This window comes from Rhodanobacteraceae bacterium (genome assembly GCA_016713135.1).
Classification (GTDB): Bacteria; Pseudomonadota; Gammaproteobacteria; order Xanthomonadales; family SZUA-5; genus JADKFD01.
Genome location: JADJPR010000012.1, coordinates 1 through 17,784 on the forward strand (window position 1 = coordinate 1; position 17,784 = coordinate 17,784).

The following is a 17,784-nucleotide window of genomic DNA, read 5'->3' on the forward strand; positions in this document are numbered from 1 at the left end:
GCGGTGCCCGCGCGCTGGTCGCGCAACAGATCCCTACCGCTGGCCGCGCGCTCGCTGGAACTGCGATGCCGCACGCTCTGCTCCGCCCCTGGTGCTGCTGCCCGCATGAGGACGCAACTGCCCGAGCGCCTGCTGCCCGGCCGCCCTGCGCCCGCTTCGGCGCGCACCTGGTGGACGGCGGGCGTGCACTTCCGCGTTGTGGAGCGAGCACGCGACGCGCGTAGATCTAGGCCCGTTCGACACCGAGACGCGCGCGAACTGGGACGCTCGATGTTGCATGCCGACGAAGACGGCGTGTGGAATGGCCTGCTGCCGGGCCTCGGCGCGAAGGGCTGGTCCACGGCTACCGCGCGGGCCGTACCAGCCGGACGGAGGTCACCGCTTCAATCCGCCAAGTTGCTGCCTCGATCCCTGGGCGCATGAGATCGTCGGCGCCTTCCGCTGGGACGAGCACCACGCGGCTGCGCCCAGGGCACCTGGACGGCGCGCCCGCTCAGCGAGGCCGCACGCGACAACGCCGCCCGCGCTGAAGGCGCGCGCGTGCCGCCGCTGCCGCCGCCGCTGGCTGGCTTCGCGGCCGCAGATTGCCGCCGCCGAGGTGGTGCCTGGATGCGTGAAGGGCCTGGCATGCAGATGACCCGAGATCTGGGGCGCTGCCGCTTCGCCGCCTCGCTTCCACCCCCCGCCGACATCGCCCACTTCCGGCGCCTCGGCGTGACCCGCTGGCGCTGCTGCCGGTGATGCACGCAATCAGCGGAACGCCCTGGTGCGCGGCGGAACGAATTACTGGGGGTACAACACGCTGGGGTTCTTTGCGGGGGATGGGCGGTTTGCTGCGCACGAGGGCACGAGGGCACGAGGGCACGAGGGCACGGGAGAGCCGGCGCACGCCAGCACCCTGCCATCCGCTTCTTCGTGCCCTCATGCCCTCGTGCCCTCGTGCCCTCCGGATCCCATCACCGACCTGCGCGCCACCCTCGAAACCCTCCACGCCGCCGGCATCGAGGTGATCCTCGATGTGGTCTACAACCACACCGCCGAGGGCGATGAGCTGGGGCCGACACTGAGTTTTCGCGGGCTGGACAATGCGGCCTGGTACCGATTGCTGGCGGACGACCGCGCGCGTTACGTCAACTGGAGTGGCTGCGGCAACACGCTGAACCTGAATCACCCGCGGGTGGTGCAGTTCGTGCTGGACTCGCTGCGTTACTGGGTGGAGGTCGGCGTGGACGGCTTCCGTTTCGACCTCGCGAGCGTGCTCGGGCGTACGCGCGAGGCCTTCGATCCGGATGCTCCTTCTTCCGGTGGCGCTGCGCCAGGATCCCGTGCCGTCGCAGGTACGCCTGATCGCCGGAGCCCTGGGACTGCGGGCGCAGGCCCACCAGGTGGGCGCTTCCCCGGACGCTTCCTCGACTGGAACGACCGCTTCCGCGACAGCGTGCGCCGCTACTGGCTGCGCGCTGGCTGCACCCGCGGCGAGTTCGCGCGGCGTTCCTACGGAGTCAAGTACAACCACGCCAACGGCGAAGACAACCGCGACGGCCGCGACGACGAGCCGGCCGACAACTTCGGCATCGCAGGTTTCACCACCGATCCGCTGACCTCGCTGCAACGCCGGCGCGTGCGCCGCGGGATGCTCGCCAGTCTGGCGCTGGCGCAGGGCACGCGATGCTGCGGCAGGCGACGAGCACGGCAACAGCCAGCCTAAGCGGCAACAACAATGCCTATTGCCAGGACAACCCGACCGGCTGGCTGGACTGGAACGCGGAGGAGGACGACAGCGCGTTCGTCGCCGCGCTGCTGGCGCTGCGCCGGGCAGAGCCGCTGCTGCGCAACACGCAGTGGTTCGCCGGGGTCGAGGACACGTCCCGTGCGCGAGTGCGTTGGCTGATGCCCTCCGGCCGCGAGATGACCCTGGGCGACTGGCACGACAGCGATCTGCGCGCCTTCGCCTGTGAGTTGTACCCGGCCGGCGAGGCATCGGCGCGCCTCGCGCTGCTGTTCAACCCGGCGTCCATCGAGGTCGAGTTCGCCCTGCACGGGGAGCACTGGTGGGCGGTGCTCGACAGCAGCGGCGCGCGCCTGCCATTGCCCGGGTCGCCGAATGCAGTCGGCCCGGTTCCCGTATTCGTATCCCATCTGCTGGCACCGGCGCACGCGCTGATGGTGCTGGTGCGCAAACCCCTGACCGAGGTGTCGGAATGTTGAACCTCCACCAGCGCAGCGCCGGCGTGCTGCTGCACCTGACCTCTCTGCCCGGCCCGCATGGCATCGGCGATTTCGGGCCTGGCGCCTACCAGTTCGTCGACTGGCTGGTCAGTGCCGGCCAGCACCTGTGGCAATGGCTGCCGATCAACCCGATCGGCCCGGGCGACTCCCCCTACCAGAGCGTCAGTGCCTTCGCCGGCAGCCCGTTGATGGTGGCGCTGGAACCGCTGGTGGCGGCCGGCTGGCTGCCGTCGCCAGTGCTGCCGGAAGGCGGCTTCGAAGGCGGACGCGTCGACTACGCGCGCGTGGTGCCGTGGCGCCAGGCGCAGTTGCGCCTCGCTGCGCGTGGTTTCGACGCGCACGCCACCGCTGGCGAGCGCGCGGCCTTCGATGCATGGTGCGCGGACAACGCCTCGTGGCTGGACGATTACACCCTGTTCATGGCGCTGGAAGCCGCACACGGCGGCGCCGCCTGGTGGCACTGGCATCCCGAGCTGCGCGACCGCGTGCCTGCTGCGCTGGCCGCCGCGCGCTCCAGGTACGCCGGCGAAATCCGCTTCTGGGCCTTCGTGCAATGGTGCTTCGACACCCAGGCGAGTGCGCTCAAGGCCTACGCCAACCAGCGCAAGGTGGCGCTGATGGGCGATCTGCCGATCTTCATCGCGCACCACAGCGCGGACTGCTGGGCGCGTCCGGACCTGTACTATCTCGACGCCGATTTCCAGCCAACCGTGGTGGCTGGCTGCCCGCCGGATGCGATGGCGCCGACCGGCCAGCGCTGGGGCAATCCCCTGTACCGCTGGGACCGCATGGCGGCGGAGAACTACGCCTGGTGGACCGCGCGGTTGAAGCGCGCGCTGCACCAGGCCGATGTGTTCCGCATCGACCACTTCCGCGGTTTCGCCGGCTACTACGAGATCCCCGCCAGTTGCCCCACTGCCGAGGAAGGCGAGTGGGTGACCGGCCCCGGCAAGGCCCTGTTCGACGCGATCAGCGCCGAACTCGGCGAGCTGCCGATCGTCGCCGAGGATCTTGGGCTGATCACCGATGATGTGATCGAACTGCGCGACGGCTGCGGCTTCCCGGGCATGAAGATCCTGCAGTTCGGCTTCGGTTCGGATGCCTCCGACGAGTTCCTGCCGCACAACTACGTGCGCCACTGCGTGGCCTACACCGGCACCCACGACAACGACACCGTGCGCGGCTGGTGGGACAAGGCCACCCCGCGCGAACGCGCCTATGCCGGCAGCTACCTCGCCGCCAGTGCGCATGACGTGCACTGGGCGATGATCCGCGCCTGCCACAACTCGGTGGCGAACGTCTCCGTCTGCCAGTTGCAGGACGCACTCGGCCTGGACGGCGGCCACCGCATGAACATCCCGGGCACGATGGGCGGTCACAACTGGAGCTGGCGCTTCACCTGGGACATGGTCGGCCCCGAACCGGCGCGCGTACTCGGCCTGATCACCGCCGCCAGCGGCCGCGGGCCGTTCGATTTGCTGCGCCTGCCCGGGCAGCAGCCTGTCGAAGTGCCGGTGACGGCGATCGCGGCCTGAAGGGGCCGCGGGCGCGCAGTTGGTTGTTGGCAGCAAATCTCGCACACCGCGGGCCTGTGGGAGCCGACTCCGTCGGCGATCTATGCCACGGTTGGCCGCAGGAGATCGCGGCTGAAGCCGCTCCCACTCGGCTGAAGGCTTGCCGGCTCTTGCCGCCAACAACCAACAACCGACAACCGGCCGCAAACCGTCCGGGGAACGCGAACTCCTCCAGCCTGGACCTCAACCCGGCTCCAACCCGCACCCCGGGGCCCGCAGCAGCCATACGTACTCACCGCCAGCACTGTCGGCGCGCTGTTCCGGCGCGAGGCGCAAATCGACATCGCTGCCGATCCGCAGGGCATCGCCGAGCCAGGCATCGAGCGACAACACGCCGGGGTACGGATTGATGCTGCAGGCCGCGCGGTACTCGCCGCGGCGCAGCGCCGGCAGGTCGACGATCTCCAACCAGGGATGACCTTCGCCGACCGACAGCACCGCCAGCCAATGTCCGTCGGCAGAGGGGATGAGCTGGTCGATCTGGTGCAGCGCGGTGGCGTCGCACACCAGGGTCTGCGCGGGCTGCCGGTCGCAGCGCAGGCGCAGGCAGGCGGGCCGCTCGTCGCGACGTACATCCGCCTCCAGGATGCATCCGCCGGGCAGCGGCGAACGCAGGACTGCGGCCGACGCGGTCATGCTGGCGAGCAGGCAGGCGATGCCCGAAAGGATGCATCGGTTCATCGGCCCTCTCCCGGATCCGGACCCAGGTTGGATGCCGCCACCACCCGGTTGCGCCCGGCATGCTTGGCCGCGTACAGCGCACGATCGGCGAGACTGATGGCCTCGGTCACGCTGCCAGCGCGCACGGTCCAGCAGGCCACGCCGATGCTGACGGTGAGCCGCACGCCGCTGACCTCGTCCGCCGCGACCGCCTGGCGCAGGCGCTCGGCCAGGGCCACGCCCTGCGCCTCGTCCTGGCCGGGCAGCATCAAGGCGAATTCCTCGCCGCCGTAGCGGTACAGGCGATCCTCCGCGGCCAGCGCGCCGCGCAGACGGTCGGCGACCGCGGTGATCACGCGGTCGCCTACCAGGTGGCCGCGCTCGTCGTTGATCTGCTTGAAGTGGTCGAGGTCGATCAGCAGGAAAGTGCAGCGCGTGGCCAACAGGTCGAGTGCCGCGATCGCTTCGTTGAAAGTGCGCCGGTTGAGGCAGCCGCTGAGCACATCGTGGTCCGACTGATAGCGCAGCATCGCTGCCGCGCGTTCCTGCAGCAGGGCATAGGTGTAGGTGAAACACACCAGCAACCCGTAGCCACTGGCGAAGCGGATCACGTCGATCGGATCGACCATGCGCAGAGCCACCAGGCTGGCATACACGCCGAACCCGATCATCCCCAGCAGCGCCCAGGTGGGCCGCAGCACGAACGCCACCACCGGCGGAAACACATAGGCCCAGTGCAGCATCGAACGCCCGAGGAGCAGCCCGAAGGCGAGCACGGCCACCAGCGCCAGTGCGATCGTGGCGAAAAAAACGTTGGCCCCGAGCGCCCGCGGCAACAGTGCCAGAGCCACCAGCAGCCCGCAGGCCAGGCCGAGGATGCCCCAGGCCAACAGCGCCGTGTCGCGGTATCCCAGGTTGATGTTCAACAGCCCGAGCGCGACCATCAGCGCCGAAATCAACAGGGCCAGCAGCAGCGCCACGCGCCAGCGCAGCCGGTCGCGCAGCACCGAGTAGGAATCGCGTGGCGTTGGCATCAAACCCCCCTGTCCCGGCGCCGATCTTACACGCGACCACGGCGACACCGTGTCGGTGGATCCGGCCACGGCGGCTCGCGTAGGCTCACGCGTCCCAGGATCCGACCGGAGCGCCCGATGCACCGCACCCTGTTGCTCTGGCTGGTGTTTGCGCTGGCCCCGGCGAAGGCCGCCGACGTCGACCAGTTTCACGCTGCCCTCGCCGCGCTATGCGGCAAGTCCTTCGCCGGAGAGATCGTCGCCAACACCCCGGAGGATCCGGCCGATCCCTTCCTCGGCAAGCCGCTGGTGATGCAGGTGCGCGAATGCACCAGGGACGAGATCCGCGTGCCCTTCCATGTCGGCGACGACCATTCGCGCACCTGGGTGTTCACCCGCACCGCGAACGGGCTGCGACTGAAGCACGACCACCGCCATGCCGACGGCAGCCCGGATGCGACCACCCTGTACGGCGGCGACACGCGCACCCCGGGCAGCGCCACGCGTCAGGAATTCCCGGTGGACACCGAGTCGATCGCGCTGTTCCAACGCGAGGGGCGCACGGTGTCGACCACCAACGTATGGGCCGTCGAGATCACCGCCGATGCCTTCGTCTACGAGCTGGCGCGGCCCGGCCGGCTGTTCCGCGTGCGCTTCGACCTGAGCCGCGAGGTGGACGCGCCACCGCCGCCGTGGGGCGCGGAATGACGCTGGCAGGACGGCGCGCTCGCTGGCCGCGGGGGCGCGCATGCTCGCCGGCCTGAAGCAGGCGCTCGGCACCTTGGTCGGTCATGCCGGGCGCCTCGCCTGGTGCGTGCTCGCGCGGGTGCTCGGGCTGCTCGCGCTGGCGCTGGCGATCAACGCCGGCGCGCTGTACCTGGTCGGCGGGCAGTCGTGGGTTGCGCTCGGTGCGCCGCTGGTGATCGCCGCGCTGGCGCTGCCGGTCTACCTCGTGGTCGGCTGGCGCAGCGGCCTGAGTGCGGCGCTGGACGAGGCCTGGCGCACGCTCGGCGCGCCGCTGCGCGAGGAGATCGCCAGCCGCGTGGCGGCCCAACTCGGCGAGCGCGGCGCACAGGCCACGCGCAGGCTCGGCGTCCTGTCCGACACACTTGCCGAGGTGCGCGAGCGCGTGGCCGGCCAGCGCTGGCTGGTGCGCAAGGTGGTGGAACTGCTGCTGGCGCGGCTGCCGTGGGCGCAGGCGATCGACCTGAATGCGCTGCAGCAGCAGCTTGCCGATGTCACCGATCCCGCCGCGATGCAGCGGGCAGTGCGCGAACGCCTGGATGGCCTGGAACTCCCCTCGCCGCTGGCCTGGCTGCCGTGGGCGCTGGTGGCGCTGCACCTGTCGTTGATGGCGGTATGCGTCCGGGCGGCGGGCGCATGAGCGCGTCCGTCCCGATCGAGGAACGCGACGGCGACGGATTCCGCCGTCGCGGCTTCGAGGTCACCCGCCTGCAGGCCTTCGTCGATGCCGCCTTCGCCTTCGCGGTGACCTTGCTGGTGATTTCGCTGGACGGAATCCCGCGCAACGTCGACCAGTTGCTCGACGCAATCGCCGGCATACCCGCCTTCGCCGCCAGCTTCGCACTGTTGGCGCTGCCCTGGCGCATGCACACCCGATACACCTGGCGCTTCGGGCTGGAGGACGGGCCAACCACCTTCTGGAGCCTGCTGTTGGTGTTCCTGGTGCTGGTTTACGTCTATCCGCTGAAAATCCTGTTCGCCACCTTTTTCGGGTGGATCAGCGGTGGTGCGCTGCCGGCCCACTTCGAGATCCGGCGGGTGGACGATCTGCGCGTCATGTTCATGGTCTACGGCTGCGCCTGGGCGCTCCTCGGCAGCGTGGTCATGGCGCTCTACCGCCATGCCTGGAACCGGCGCGACGCACTGGGGCTGGATGCCGGCGAGCGCCTGGTGCTGCGCCTCACGCTGGTCAGCCTCGGGTTCATGCCGGTGCTCGGCCTGGCATCGACGGCAGTGGCCGCACTCTTGCCGCAACATCCGCGGGGCTGGATGCTGGCGCTGCCCGGCCTGGTCTACTTCGGCATGTTCGCGCAGTGGCCGGTGCTCGCCTGGTACAAGCGGCGCCGAGCCTGAGGCGGCGCGCCACGGGTCATCCCGCGCTCCCCGCGCCTGCCCGATTGCGGCCCCACCGCCGGAGCGACAGCGAGACGATGCAGGAACCGCGGACGGGCGTGTCGTTTTCCCTCTGATCCTGCGTACTCCAGGCAAGCGCCATCCCGGGCGTAACTGGAGCGTAACGATGTACCTTCCCCAAAATTTCGGCCTGCGGACTGCCCGCCGGCTCGCGGCCGGCCTGCTGGCCGCCTCCGGCGCCGCGCTGGCCGGCGGTCCGCTGCCGGTCATGACGGTCGGCAGCGGGCCGGCCTGCAACCACGCCTCGTTGGCGGCGGCATTGGCGGCGGCCGGCAGCGCGGTCGAGATCCGGATCGCCGCCGCCGAACTCAACCTCGGCGCAGCGGCGGTGATCAGCGACCGCCAGGTGCGCATCGTTGGCGGCTACACCAGCTGCGATGCGGTGCAACCCGCCGACACCAGCGTGCTGCGCGGCACCGCGCCCGGCGCGCCGGTGCTGTCGATCGACGACAACATTCTCGGCGAGTTCGCGGTCGAACTGGTCAACCTGCGCATCACCGGCGGCAGCAACGCCGCGGGCGGCGGCGGCATCCGGACCGTGGGCGCCGGCACCCTGGTGCTGAGCAACACCCACGTCTACGGCAACCAGGCGCTGGACGGCGGCGGCGTGTACGTGGATGGCGACGGCGCTGACGCGACCAGCGTGGAGCTTCGCGGTGACAGCCGCATCGGCGAGCCGGGCGGCGGCAACCTGGCCACCCGTCATGGCGGCGGGCTCTTCTGCACCCAGGCCGTGCTGCGCCTGGGACATGTGCGCATCGGCGACAACGTCGCGGCCGAGGGTGGTGGCGGCCTGCGCCTGGTCGATTGCGACGTGCTGCCACTGGACGAGCCCGGTGACACCACCGTCGCTGCCAATCGCGCCCGCGACGGCGGCGGCATCTACGCGATGGGTGGCTCCGCGCTGCTGCTGGCCTCGACCGCAACGCGCCAGGTGGCGATCCGCGACAACCAGGCGATCGAAGGCGCCTCGCCGCAGCGCGGCGGCGGTGTGTACCTGACCGGCGCGGGCACGCGGATGGTCGGCGCCGGCCTGTGGATCCAGGGCAACCGCGCGGTGCTCGGCGGCGGCGGGCTGTTCCTGACCGCCGGGGCCACGGCATCGCTGGGCCGCGCGCCGGGCATCTGTGCGCTCGGCGACAGCGGCTGCTCGCGCCTCGACGACAATCGCGCCGCGCAGTTGAACGGCAGTTTCGGTGATGGCGGCGGCGCGCTGGTACTTGGCGGCTCGCAACTGCTGCTCGCGCACACCCGCATCCGCGGCAACCAGGCGGGCAACAACGCGGTGCTGCGCGTGAACGGGGCAGGCAGCATGGCGAGCCTGGACAATGTCCTGGTCAGCGGCAACCAGAGCGCGGGGCGCCTGCTCTCGCTGGAGGCGGACGCGACCGTCGATGCCGATTTCGTCACGCTCGCCGACAACCAGTTCGACACTGCCGCGATCCAGACCGCCGCCGGCACCGCACTCGCACTGCAGCGCTCGATCTTGCAGGTCGGCGCCGGCCAGGGCACCGTTGCCGGCGCGGGCACCGTCACCGCCGCGTGCATCAACAGCAACGATGCGGCCCTCGGCGGCGACACCCACGATCCAGGCTTCGCCGACGCCGCCAACGGCAACTACCGATTGCGCACCAGCTCGCAGAACCTCGACCGCTGCGCCGCCGACGGCAACGAGGCACTGATCGACCTCGGCGGCCTTCCCCGCAACCGCGACCGCGCCGAGATTCCCGACAACATCGGCCCGCTCGACCGCGGCGCCTACGAGGATGCGGACGAGTTGCTGCGGACGGGGTTTGAGTCGTAGGAGCAGGGGAAGGGGCACGGGAGTGAAGAAGCGGGGCAAGGGTCAGGGGGCAGGGGAAGTGGCTTTGCCGGCTGGGGGCGACCGTCGCGGGGCGTGAATTGACGCGTTCCCGGTCCGGCGCACCTCACCGGTCGTGGACTCGACAGGCCATTCCCCCTGCCCCCTGACCCTTGCCCCGCCTTTGGCTTCCCCTTGCCCCGCCTTTGGCTTCCCCTTGCCCCGCCTTTCGCTTCCCCCGCCCTTTCCCATCCCCCAGCGCAGACGCGCACACAATCTCCCGCATTGAACCAACTACCCGCATCGGTACCCCCAGTGGACACGCGCCTCGACGTTGCCGCGCTCGACGAGCACCTGGAAGCGCTGCTGGACCTGGAGCCGGCGGCGCGCCAGCAGCGGCTGGACCAACTGGCCGCGAGTGAGCCGGAGCTGGTGCCGCTGCTGCGCAAACTGCTACGGGTGGCGGCCGAGGTCGACACCATCGAGCTGCGCGGTATCGGTGGTCCGCTGCGGCTGGTGGAGGAGGAGCGCCCACCGCCGCCGATCGAGGGCTACCGCATCACGGGCGAGATCGGCCGCGGCGGCATGGCCACGGTCTACGCCGCCCTGCGCAATGTGCACGGCAGCGAGCAACCGGTGGCGATCAAGCTGTTGCGTGCGGTGCTCGGCGATTCGGTGGAGCGCGAGCGCTTCCTGACCGAGCAGCGCATCCTGGCGCGGTTGCAGCATCCGCACATCGCGCGACTGATCGAGGTCGGCAGTGTCGACGAGCGCCCGTACATGGTGCTGGAGCAGATCGACGGCGTGCCGATCGACCAGCGTTGGCGCCCCGGCGAGGTGGCCATCGACACCGCGCTGGACGCTGCGCTGGCGATCGCCGACGCGCTGCATCACGCGCACACGCATTTTGTGGTGCACCGCGACGTCAAGCCGGAGAACGTACTGGTCGATGCGCAGGGGCGGATCCGCCTGATCGACTTCGGCATCGCCAAGCTGCTGCCGGCGTCCACCCTGATCGGCGCTGTGCGCACCGCCACCGGCGCGGTGCCGCTGACGCTGCGCTATGCCTCGCCGGAGCAGTTGCTCGGCAAGCCTGTCGGCATGGCCAGCGACCTGTACCAGCTTGGACTGCTGCTGTACCACCTGCTGACCGCAGGCTGGCCCTACGACGAGCAGCCGGGCGACTTGCCGCTACAGCGCCTGGCACACGACCAGGTGCCGCAACTGGCGAGCCGCCAGGTGGCCGACCGCCGGCGACGACGCCAGCTGCGGGGTGACCTCGACAGCATCCTGCTGCGCTGCCTGGCGTGGAATCCGCAGGATCGCTATCCCAGCGTGCTCGCCTTCCGCGAGGACCTCGAGCGCCACCGCCAGCAACGCCCGGTGCGCGCACGCGCGCATACCCGCGGCTACCTGCTGCGCTGCTTCGTCAGCCGCCATCGGCTGGGCGTTGCGCTCGCAAGCTCGGCGCTGCTGCTGCTGGCGCTCGGCAGCGTCGCGGCGATCGGCCTTGCGGCGCGCGCGCGCGACTACGCCGGACGCACCGAGCGCATCCTGGACAGCGTGGCGACGATGTTCGCCAGCGCCAACCCCTACGCGAGCGATCCGGGTGCGGTGACTGTGTCCGAAGTCGTAGACCGCACCTCGCAGCGCTTTCTGGCAGCCGAGGACGCCGATCCGCTGTTCCAGGTGCTGATGCTGGAGCGCCTGGCGGAGCTGCAGCGCGCGCTCGAGGACTACGCCACCGAGGGCGCGCTGGTCGCGCGTGCGCAGGCGCTCGCCGCCACCCACGACCTGGACCCCGGCATCCGCCAGCGCCTCGACGTGCAGGCGTTGGAATCGGCCTTCTCCCGCGGCGAACTGGAACAGTTGGAGCGCGATCACGCGCGCCTGCTGCCGGGACTGGGCCGCGAAAACGCGCTACGCGCAGGCTATGTGCACGCCAAGGTGCTGATCGAACAGCAGCGACTCGACGAGGCGGAGAAGGCTTTCAGCGCTCTGTTTGCGGGACTCGCCGAGGTTGACGACCCGCTGTTCCGGCACAGTGTGCACAACAGCTACGGCATCCTGCTGCGGCGCCTGGGCAAGGTCGACGAAGCGGTTGCCGCTTATCGCCAGTCGCTGACCTTCCTCGACCCGGCGCGGCTGGAGCACCAGGAGGCGCTGCTGACGGTGCCCGGCAACATCGCGATCGCTTATGGCGCAGCGGGGCGCTGGGCCGAGTCCGATGCCGAGTTCCGCGCGCTGCTACAGCGCGCGGAACATCAGCTGGGCGCCGACCATCCGCAGCTCGCAGTGATCGCGCGCAACTACGTCACCCTGCTGCAGCGCACCGGGCGCTTCCGCAGCGCGGCCGCGCTGGTGCAGCGCTTCCAGCCGGCGTCGGCGCGCAGCGACGACCGCCTCGCGCGCATCGGCTTCCTGCAGGCGCAGGCCAGCGCGGCGCTGTACGCCGGCGAGGATGCCACCGCACGCGATGCCGCCATCGCGAGCGTCGAGCTGGCCATCGCGGTACACGGGAGCGCGTCGGACGCGTTGGCCAGCCCGCTGGACACGCTGACCCTGGTGCTGTTCGAACTCGGGCACCTGGCAGAAGCTGCGCGGATGGCCGCCGCGCTGCTGCCACGCGACGCGAAGCTCGCCACGCGCGCCGCCAACGTGCTCGACCTGACCCGTGCGCTCGGCATCGACGGCACTCCGGCCCCTGTAGCCGAGACCGCCGCCCGAGGCACTCCCTGCGACCAGGCCGAGCGCGCTGCGCTGGGCGATTTCCTGCTCGGCGGCAAGGTGCAGCAGGAAGGTTCCGTTCCGCCAGAGTGCTACGCCGCCCGCGCCGCGCGGCTGGCGGCACTCGGCTGGACCTGGGATACCGCGCCGCTGGCGCCCTTCACCCCTGAGCCATTCGACAGCCCCCTCGCCCGCGCCGCACGCGCCGGCCGGCTGCCGCAGTGGCCGCAGCCACTCGCACCCGAGCTGGCGCGGCGGGTCGACGCCATCCTGGCTGCGCTGCGGTGAGGCGTCGGGTGGTTGTGGGTTGTGGGTTGTGGGTTGTGGGCAGCAAAGCGCGCACACCGCGGCCCTGTGGGAGCCGACTCTGTCGGCGATCTTTACACCGACCGCCAGCAGAGGATCGCGGCTGAAGCCGCTCCCACTGGCTATCGGCTCGCCCGGATCTTGGCAACAACCAACAACCGACAACCGGAGGCGCGTTCACGTGCTCCAGGGAAGGGCCGGAACCCTACCGATCCACCACCATCACCCCTCGATCACCAGCAACAGCAGCGCCTTCACCCGCAGCCATTCGCGCTGCACCGTGCGTTCGGTGACGCCGAAGGTGGCGGCGATCTCGGCGCACTCCATGCCGCTGAAGATGCGGCATTCGGCGATCCGCGCCAGCCGCGGGTCGCGACGGTCCAGGTCGCTGAGCGCCTGGTCCAGCGCGGTCAGCGCCTCGGGGCCGAGCGCGAGGGACGCGCCGGGCTCGGCGCCCAGGTCTTCCAGGCTGAGCGCCGGCCCGCCGGCGCCGCGCTTGTCCGCGAGCTGCCGTCGCGCCGAGTCAACGATGATCTGGCGCATCGCGCGGGCGCACAGCGCAAGGAAGTGCTGCCGCGTCTCGGATGTCACTGCTCCGCTGCGTGCGAGCTTGAGGTAGCACTCGTTGACCAGCAGCGTGGTCGACAGCTGGTCGCCGCGGCCATAGGCGTGCAGGCTGCGGCTGGCGACCGTCTTCAGCTCGTCGTAGGCGCTGGCGTACAGGCGGTCTCCGGCATCCTGGTCGCCGCCGGCCCAGTCCGACAGCAGTCGCGAGAATTCGGTCGCTTCCATCGGTGGCCAGACTCCTGCGCGGGGATTGCGCGCATCTTGCCGCAGGAACGGACTTACGCGGCTGATCGTGTCAATCAAACCAGGTCAGCGGCAGGTCCATCGGCACGCCCGGGTGCATCAGATTGCTGCCGCTGACATTGATCGTCACTTCGACCAGGTGCACGCCGGGCACGAGGATGCCGCCTGGCGCATCGGGCGCGCTGAGGAAGTTGGCGCTCAGCGTGCGGCTGGCCTGCGCGGCGCCGGCCGCCAGCTGCTGCATGCCCACCGCCGCAACCGGCTGGCCATCCACCCGGATGCCCAGCAAGGCCGTGGCGAAGCTGTCCGCATTGCCGGCCTGGATCCGGGTGCGCGCATTGAACAGCACGATGCCGTCGTGCCCCGGCGGGATGGTCACCCATGCGCTGGCGAGCACCACATCGCTGCCTGCGGGCGGGCAGCTGGCCACGCCCTGGGTGGTGGCGACACAGCGCCAGGTGTAGGTGGAACAGAACTGCGGCGCCCCGCTGGTGGCCGCGCCGGACACGCCACCGCCAGCGGCACTCAGCAGGCGTGCGCTGCCCAGGCCCCAGCACACGCCGTTCTCGTGCGGGCCGCTCGGGCTGCAGGCCTGGTCGCTGCCGAAGGCCAGCTCGCTCGCCACCAGTTCCAGCGCACGCGACTGTCCCGGCAGCAGCCGCTGCACCCCGTGCAGCATCACGGGAGCCTGCTTCTCGGCGTCCGGGTCGATGTCGTTGACGCTCCACGAGGCGGCGTGGGTGTCCGGGCAGATGCCATCGGCGCGCAGGCCGAGGAGGGCATCGCCATGGCCATCGTCGATGCCGCTGTTGCAGGCATGGAAGGCGCGCCCGGCGGCCAGCGTGACCACATCCAGCGTGCGCGTGCCCGGGTTGCGCAGGGTGTGCGCCAGCAGCGGCAGCAGCGGGCGGTCGTCATCGCCCTCGTTGACGTCGATCCCCTGCGCCGGCGCATAGGTGGTGACATTCACATTCGCGCTGGCGCCCGGCAGCGCCTGCGACTGCAATTGCGACAGGGGCTGCACCAATACCGAGAGCCCGCTGCCCGAGCCAATGCGGAAGCGCCCGGGCCGAGAAGGGTGCGCACTGGCGACCAGGTCCACGGTGTGCGTGCCGGCGCCGAGCACGGCATCGGCGATGACGTTGAATCCGTGCATCACCGGCCGCTGCGACGAGCCCCAGTCCATCAGCGACACCGAGGATTGCGATTCGTCACCGTCGAAGCGGATACGCAGCGCAGCCGCGGGCGCATCGACCGGGAAATGCCGGCCATCCGCCACCGCCAGCACTCGCGTCGGCGCGGTCAGGGTGAAGCTGTGCGCCAGCACCACCGTCGGCGCCGTTCCACTGATCTGCAGGTCCGCGGTCAGCCGGCGGAAACTCGACTGCGCCCGCGCGCAGGCCTCGAAGCTGTCCGCACGGATCACATCGGGCGCGCTCAGCGGACAGGCGCACGCCGCTGCGCCGGTAAGCAACAGCGACGCGGCGATCAGCCAGGAGCGAAGGGTCGTCATGCGGCGGATGATGCGACAGTCGCACGCTCGCCGGACCCTGTTCAACGCGGAGACGCAGAGGACGCGGAGAAAAGCATGAGAAAGCTCTTCTCTGCGTCTTTGCGTCCTGGCGCCGAGCACCGTTCAACGCGGAGACGCAAAGGACTCGGGGAGAAGCATCATGAAGCTCTTCTTTGCGTTCCTTTGCGGCCTTCGCGTCTTTGCGTTGAACCGTTCCGGCAACAGCACCCAGCGCAGACGCAGAAGACGCGGAGAGAAGCATCCACAAGCTCTTCTCCGCGTTCCTTTGCGTCCTTGGCGTCTCCGTGTTGAACCGCCCGTCCGGAGCAGGCTCAGAGGGCGTCGTAGCTCAGCAGGTCGAACTGGATGCTGTCCGAGTCGGTGTTCTTCTGGCGCGCGACGAAGGCGTAGTTGCGTCCTTCCTCCAGCTTGGCGGTCATCATCTGCTCGACCTGCGGGTTGACGTAGAGCACCACGCGCTTGCCGTCCGCGGTCTGCATCTCCATCGCGCTGCCGCCGATGATGCCCTCGTGCACATCGTTGATGCGCAGGCCGTCGCGATCGGCCGGCTGGCGGGACACCAGCCTTCCCTGGATGCGCGCGATCTTGCGCCAGACCGGGTCGTTCTCCGGATCGTAGCCGGCTGGGTCTTCCAGCATCTTCTTCTCGGATTCGGCGGCCAGCGCCATGATCTCGTCCAGGCTCTGGAAGCGGATCGCCCACTCCCAGCTGCCGGTGTCGCGGCGGATGTGGTCGGCGGCGGAGAAGAACTGTTCGCTCCAGCCGGTCGGGCAGGTCTGGCAGGTGTCGTAGTTGTCGGCATAGTCCTGCAGGCGCTCCTTCAGGCTGTCGATGCGGTCATGGAATTCCAGGTGCACGCCGGCGCCCAGCGCGACGCCGACCTGCTTGCTGCCGGTGGCCACCACCAGCACCGCACCGTTGCCCACGTCCAGTTTGCCGACGCGCAGCTGGCGCATCATCGCCGCGGCGTAGTCGTCGGCGCTCAGGCCGTGCAGGTCCTTGACCAGCAGAGAGACGATCTCGACGCCGCTCGCCTGCGCGTGCTCGTACATCTGCTTCTCGAAGCTGGCGCGCACCGCAGGATCGAGCAGCCCGGTTTCGTCCATGACGAAGCGGTCGAACTTGGCCGGGATGGCGTTCGGGTCCGGCAGCGGCAGGGTATCGACGCGGCCAGCAGCAGCAGGCAGCGGCGCGGCAGTGTCCGGGGCCTCCACCGTCGGCTGCGCCGAGGCGATGGTCGCGGTCGCCGGCTCAGTGGTGCTGGCCGGCGGCGGCGCGGCAGGCGTGGCCGGCGCCGTGGTGGCAACCGCCTCGTCGCTGCAGTCGCTGGACTGCTGCGAGCAGGCCTGGGTCCAGCCTTCCTGGATCGCCTTGACCCGCTTGCTGCGGCCCGGATGGGTTTTGCCATCCTGCTCGGGCACCAGGGTGTTCATCGCCTTCTGCGCATCGGCGAGCATTGCGCCCATCTTGTACAGCACGAAGCCGGAGAACTTGTCGGCCTCCAGCTCGGTCGGCGGCTGGCTGCCGCCCGGCATGATGGTGTGACCGGACAGGTGGTGCCCGATCTCGTGCGCCATGATGCTGATCGGCGCCCAGTCGTTGTTGGCGGTGGCGGCGCGCACCTCGGACATGAACTTCGGGTTGTAGGCGATCACCCGGCGCGGCAGCTTGTCCGGCCCGAGCATGATCACCGCCGCTGCGTTCGGCACTTCGCCCTCGACCACGTCGAAATTCTGCGGCAGGCCGGTGTAACGCATGATCTGCGCGACCACATCCTTGCCGCTGGCGTTGACGCCCAGCGCGAGCTGCGAAGGGTTCACCTGCAGCGGGGAGCCGTCGTAGGAGCAGGCCTGCAGCGCCATCGCCACCTCGGCGACCATCTCGGCCTCGCTGAGTGCCTTCGCAGCCGTGCCTACCGCGGCGTCGGCCGCTTTCTGCGCGGTGTCCGCAGCCGGCGTGCCGCTGTCGCCGCAGGCAGCCAGCGCGAACAGCACTGCGGTGTAAAGGAGGTGGCGGCGGTGGGGAGCCTGGATGTTCATGCGCGGATTCCTCGGGAGAGTGCGGAACTGGGGATGGATGGCGCGGTGCGCGCCACGCACCGGATGGCGCCGGCAATCAGGCCAGCTGCGCCATCACCAGCCTGACCAGCAGCCAGGCAAAGCCGGCGAGTAGCAACCACTTGATGCCGGCGAACAGCAGCACGGCGAGCAGCAGCCGCCACCACTCGCGCTTCCAGTCGAGCAGGTAGAACTGCTGGAAGGCGATCGCGACGATCAGCATCTCCACGCCATCCATGTACCACGGCGACCATTCCCGGTGCGCGGCGAGGAAGCCCGGATCGCGCCAGATCAATCGCGGCAGCAGGTTGACGATGTTTGCGAGGATGATCAGAAAATGGCCGTAAATCGCGAGCACCAAGTGCTCGGTGAAGTTGTAGCCGAGCCGATTGCGGAACATCAGGTTGGCGGTGACCAGGATGGCCACGATGCCGATCGAGAACGACCACTGTCCGTAGGACTGCGCCAGTTGCAGGGCGCGGCTGCTGCCGGCATCCGCGGAGTCGAGGAAGCGCGACTGCGCCAGCAGCAGCAACAGCACGCCGATCGCGATCAGCAGCAGCTTCAGCGGGTGCACGTGCTTCTTGCGCGCGCCCATGACGAACTCGCGCGCCACCTTGCCCGGCCCGATCAGCGTGCGCCAGACCGAGCGCAGCGTGGCGAAGTCGAACACCCGCACCTTGTCCCAGGCCTCGCTGGCGATGGTGTTCAGGCGGAAGCGCTCGGCGCGCTTCTGACCGCAGGCCGGGCACCAAGGCGAGTCGATCCGCTGGCCACAGTTGTGGCACTGCGGCAGGGCGAAGTGGGTGTCCGTCAGCACGGGTTCGCTGGGGGGCGGGCTCATGGTTGGTCGTCGGGCGCTTTCCTGCGCCGCATGCGGTGGCTGAGACCCAGCTGTCTGCGAAGGAAACGTGAA

Annotated in this window: 13 protein-coding genes and 1 pseudogene; 8 read left to right on the forward strand and 6 right to left on the reverse strand. The window is 70.0% G+C overall.

Annotated elements, in window-relative coordinates; genetic code table 11:
- The first annotated feature begins 763 nt into the window (after nt 1–763).
- From IPK27_11065 to malQ, 3 genes and pseudogenes are all read left to right on the forward strand, one after another.
- Nucleotides 764–1,708, forward strand: a pseudogene (locus IPK27_11065) (hypothetical protein).
- The gene (locus IPK27_11070) at nt 1,669–2,208 is read left to right on the forward strand and encodes a hypothetical protein (GenBank protein ID MBK8068133.1); all 540 of its coding nucleotides are present in this window, start codon (nt 1,669–1,671) and stop codon (nt 2,206–2,208) included. Before IPK27_11065 ends, IPK27_11070 begins: the two are co-directional and overlap by 40 nt.
- Complete coding sequence (gene malQ / locus IPK27_11075; GenBank protein ID MBK8068134.1) at nt 2,202–3,764, forward strand: 4-alpha-glucanotransferase; 1,563 nt, start codon at nt 2,202–2,204, stop codon at nt 3,762–3,764. Before IPK27_11070 ends, malQ begins: the two co-directional genes overlap by 7 nt.
- 222 nt (nt 3,765–3,986) lie before the next feature.
- Here the strand turns inward: malQ and IPK27_11080 are convergent, their stop codons facing one another.
- On the reverse strand, nt 3,987–4,484 hold the full coding sequence (locus IPK27_11080; GenBank protein MBK8068135.1) for a hypothetical protein: 498 nt from the start codon (nt 4,482–4,484) through the stop codon (nt 3,987–3,989).
- The gene (locus IPK27_11085) at nt 4,481–5,497 is read right to left on the reverse strand and encodes a GGDEF domain-containing protein (GenBank protein ID MBK8068136.1); all 1,017 of its coding nucleotides are present in this window, start codon (nt 5,495–5,497) and stop codon (nt 4,481–4,483) included. Before IPK27_11085 ends, IPK27_11080 begins: the two co-directional genes overlap by 4 nt.
- A 117-nt stretch (nt 5,498–5,614) precedes the next feature.
- Here IPK27_11085 and IPK27_11090 point away from each other — a divergent pair, with 117 nt between their 5' ends.
- From IPK27_11090 to IPK27_11110, 5 genes are all read left to right on the forward strand, one after another.
- The gene (locus tag IPK27_11090; protein ID MBK8068137.1) at nt 5,615–6,184 is read left to right on the forward strand and encodes a hypothetical protein; all 570 of its coding nucleotides are present in this window, start codon (nt 5,615–5,617) and stop codon (nt 6,182–6,184) included.
- A gap of 40 nt (nt 6,185–6,224) precedes the next feature.
- Nucleotides 6,225–6,860 carry a hypothetical protein gene (locus IPK27_11095; GenBank protein MBK8068138.1) on the forward strand — a complete coding sequence of 212 codons (636 nt, stop codon included), beginning with the start codon at nt 6,225–6,227 and terminating at the stop codon, nt 6,858–6,860.
- Entirely contained in the window at nt 6,857–7,573 is a 717-nt protein-coding gene (locus tag IPK27_11100; protein MBK8068139.1) for a DUF1211 domain-containing protein, read from the forward strand. The genes IPK27_11095 and IPK27_11100 overlap by 4 nt, the downstream gene beginning before the upstream one ends.
- 166 nt (nt 7,574–7,739) lie before the next feature.
- Complete coding sequence (locus tag IPK27_11105; protein ID MBK8068140.1) at nt 7,740–9,437, forward strand: hypothetical protein; 1,698 nt, start codon at nt 7,740–7,742, stop codon at nt 9,435–9,437.
- A 312-nt stretch (nt 9,438–9,749) separates the two neighbouring features.
- A complete protein-coding gene (locus tag IPK27_11110; GenBank protein ID MBK8068141.1) occupies nt 9,750–12,449 on the forward strand; it encodes a serine/threonine protein kinase in 2,700 nt (899 codons plus the stop codon).
- 240 nt (nt 12,450–12,689) lie between these two features.
- Here IPK27_11110 and IPK27_11115 read toward each other — a convergent pair whose 3' ends face one another.
- The 4 genes from IPK27_11115 to IPK27_11130 form a co-directional block, all read right to left on the reverse strand.
- Nucleotides 12,690–13,259 carry an RNA polymerase subunit sigma gene (locus tag IPK27_11115; GenBank protein MBK8068142.1) on the reverse strand — a complete coding sequence of 190 codons (570 nt, stop codon included), beginning with the start codon at nt 13,257–13,259 and terminating at the stop codon, nt 12,690–12,692.
- A gap of 70 nt (nt 13,260–13,329) precedes the next feature.
- A complete protein-coding gene (locus tag IPK27_11120; GenBank protein ID MBK8068143.1) occupies nt 13,330–14,790 on the reverse strand; it encodes a hypothetical protein in 1,461 nt (486 codons plus the stop codon).
- A gap of 332 nt (nt 14,791–15,122) precedes the next feature.
- Nucleotides 15,123–16,850, reverse strand: coding sequence for a TPM domain-containing protein (locus IPK27_11125; GenBank protein MBK8068144.1), 1,728 nt, complete (start codon nt 16,848–16,850; stop codon nt 15,123–15,125).
- 76 nt (nt 16,851–16,926) lie between these two features.
- Nucleotides 16,927–17,712: a DUF3667 domain-containing protein gene (locus IPK27_11130; protein ID MBK8068145.1), complete on the reverse strand. Its 786-nt coding sequence runs from the start codon at nt 17,710–17,712 to the stop codon at nt 16,927–16,929.
- Nucleotides 17,713–17,784: the final 72 nt, after the last annotated feature.

Coding starts and splice junctions, on each gene's coding strand:
- IPK27_11070 (MBK8068133.1), top strand. CDS start 1,669: ATGCTGCGGCAGGCGACGAGCACGGCAACAGCCAGCCTAAGCGGCAAC.
- malQ (MBK8068134.1), top strand. CDS start 2,202: ATGTTGAACCTCCACCAGCGCAGCGCCGGCGTGCTGCTGCACCTGACC.
- IPK27_11080 (MBK8068135.1), bottom strand. CDS start 4,484: ATGAACCGATGCATCCTTTCGGGCATCGCCTGCCTGCTCGCCAGCATG.
- IPK27_11085 (MBK8068136.1), bottom strand. CDS start 5,497: ATGCCAACGCCACGCGATTCCTACTCGGTGCTGCGCGACCGGCTGCGC.
- IPK27_11090 (MBK8068137.1), top strand. CDS start 5,615: ATGCACCGCACCCTGTTGCTCTGGCTGGTGTTTGCGCTGGCCCCGGCG.
- IPK27_11095 (MBK8068138.1), top strand. CDS start 6,225: ATGCTCGCCGGCCTGAAGCAGGCGCTCGGCACCTTGGTCGGTCATGCC.
- IPK27_11100 (MBK8068139.1), top strand. CDS start 6,857: ATGAGCGCGTCCGTCCCGATCGAGGAACGCGACGGCGACGGATTCCGC.
- IPK27_11105 (MBK8068140.1), top strand. CDS start 7,740: ATGTACCTTCCCCAAAATTTCGGCCTGCGGACTGCCCGCCGGCTCGCG.
- IPK27_11115 (MBK8068142.1), bottom strand. CDS start 13,259: ATGGAAGCGACCGAATTCTCGCGACTGCTGTCGGACTGGGCCGGCGGC.
- IPK27_11120 (MBK8068143.1), bottom strand. CDS start 14,790: ATGACGACCCTTCGCTCCTGGCTGATCGCCGCGTCGCTGTTGCTTACC.
- IPK27_11125 (MBK8068144.1), bottom strand. CDS start 16,850: ATGAACATCCAGGCTCCCCACCGCCGCCACCTCCTTTACACCGCAGTG.
- IPK27_11130 (MBK8068145.1), bottom strand. CDS start 17,712: ATGAGCCCGCCCCCCAGCGAACCCGTGCTGACGGACACCCACTTCGCC.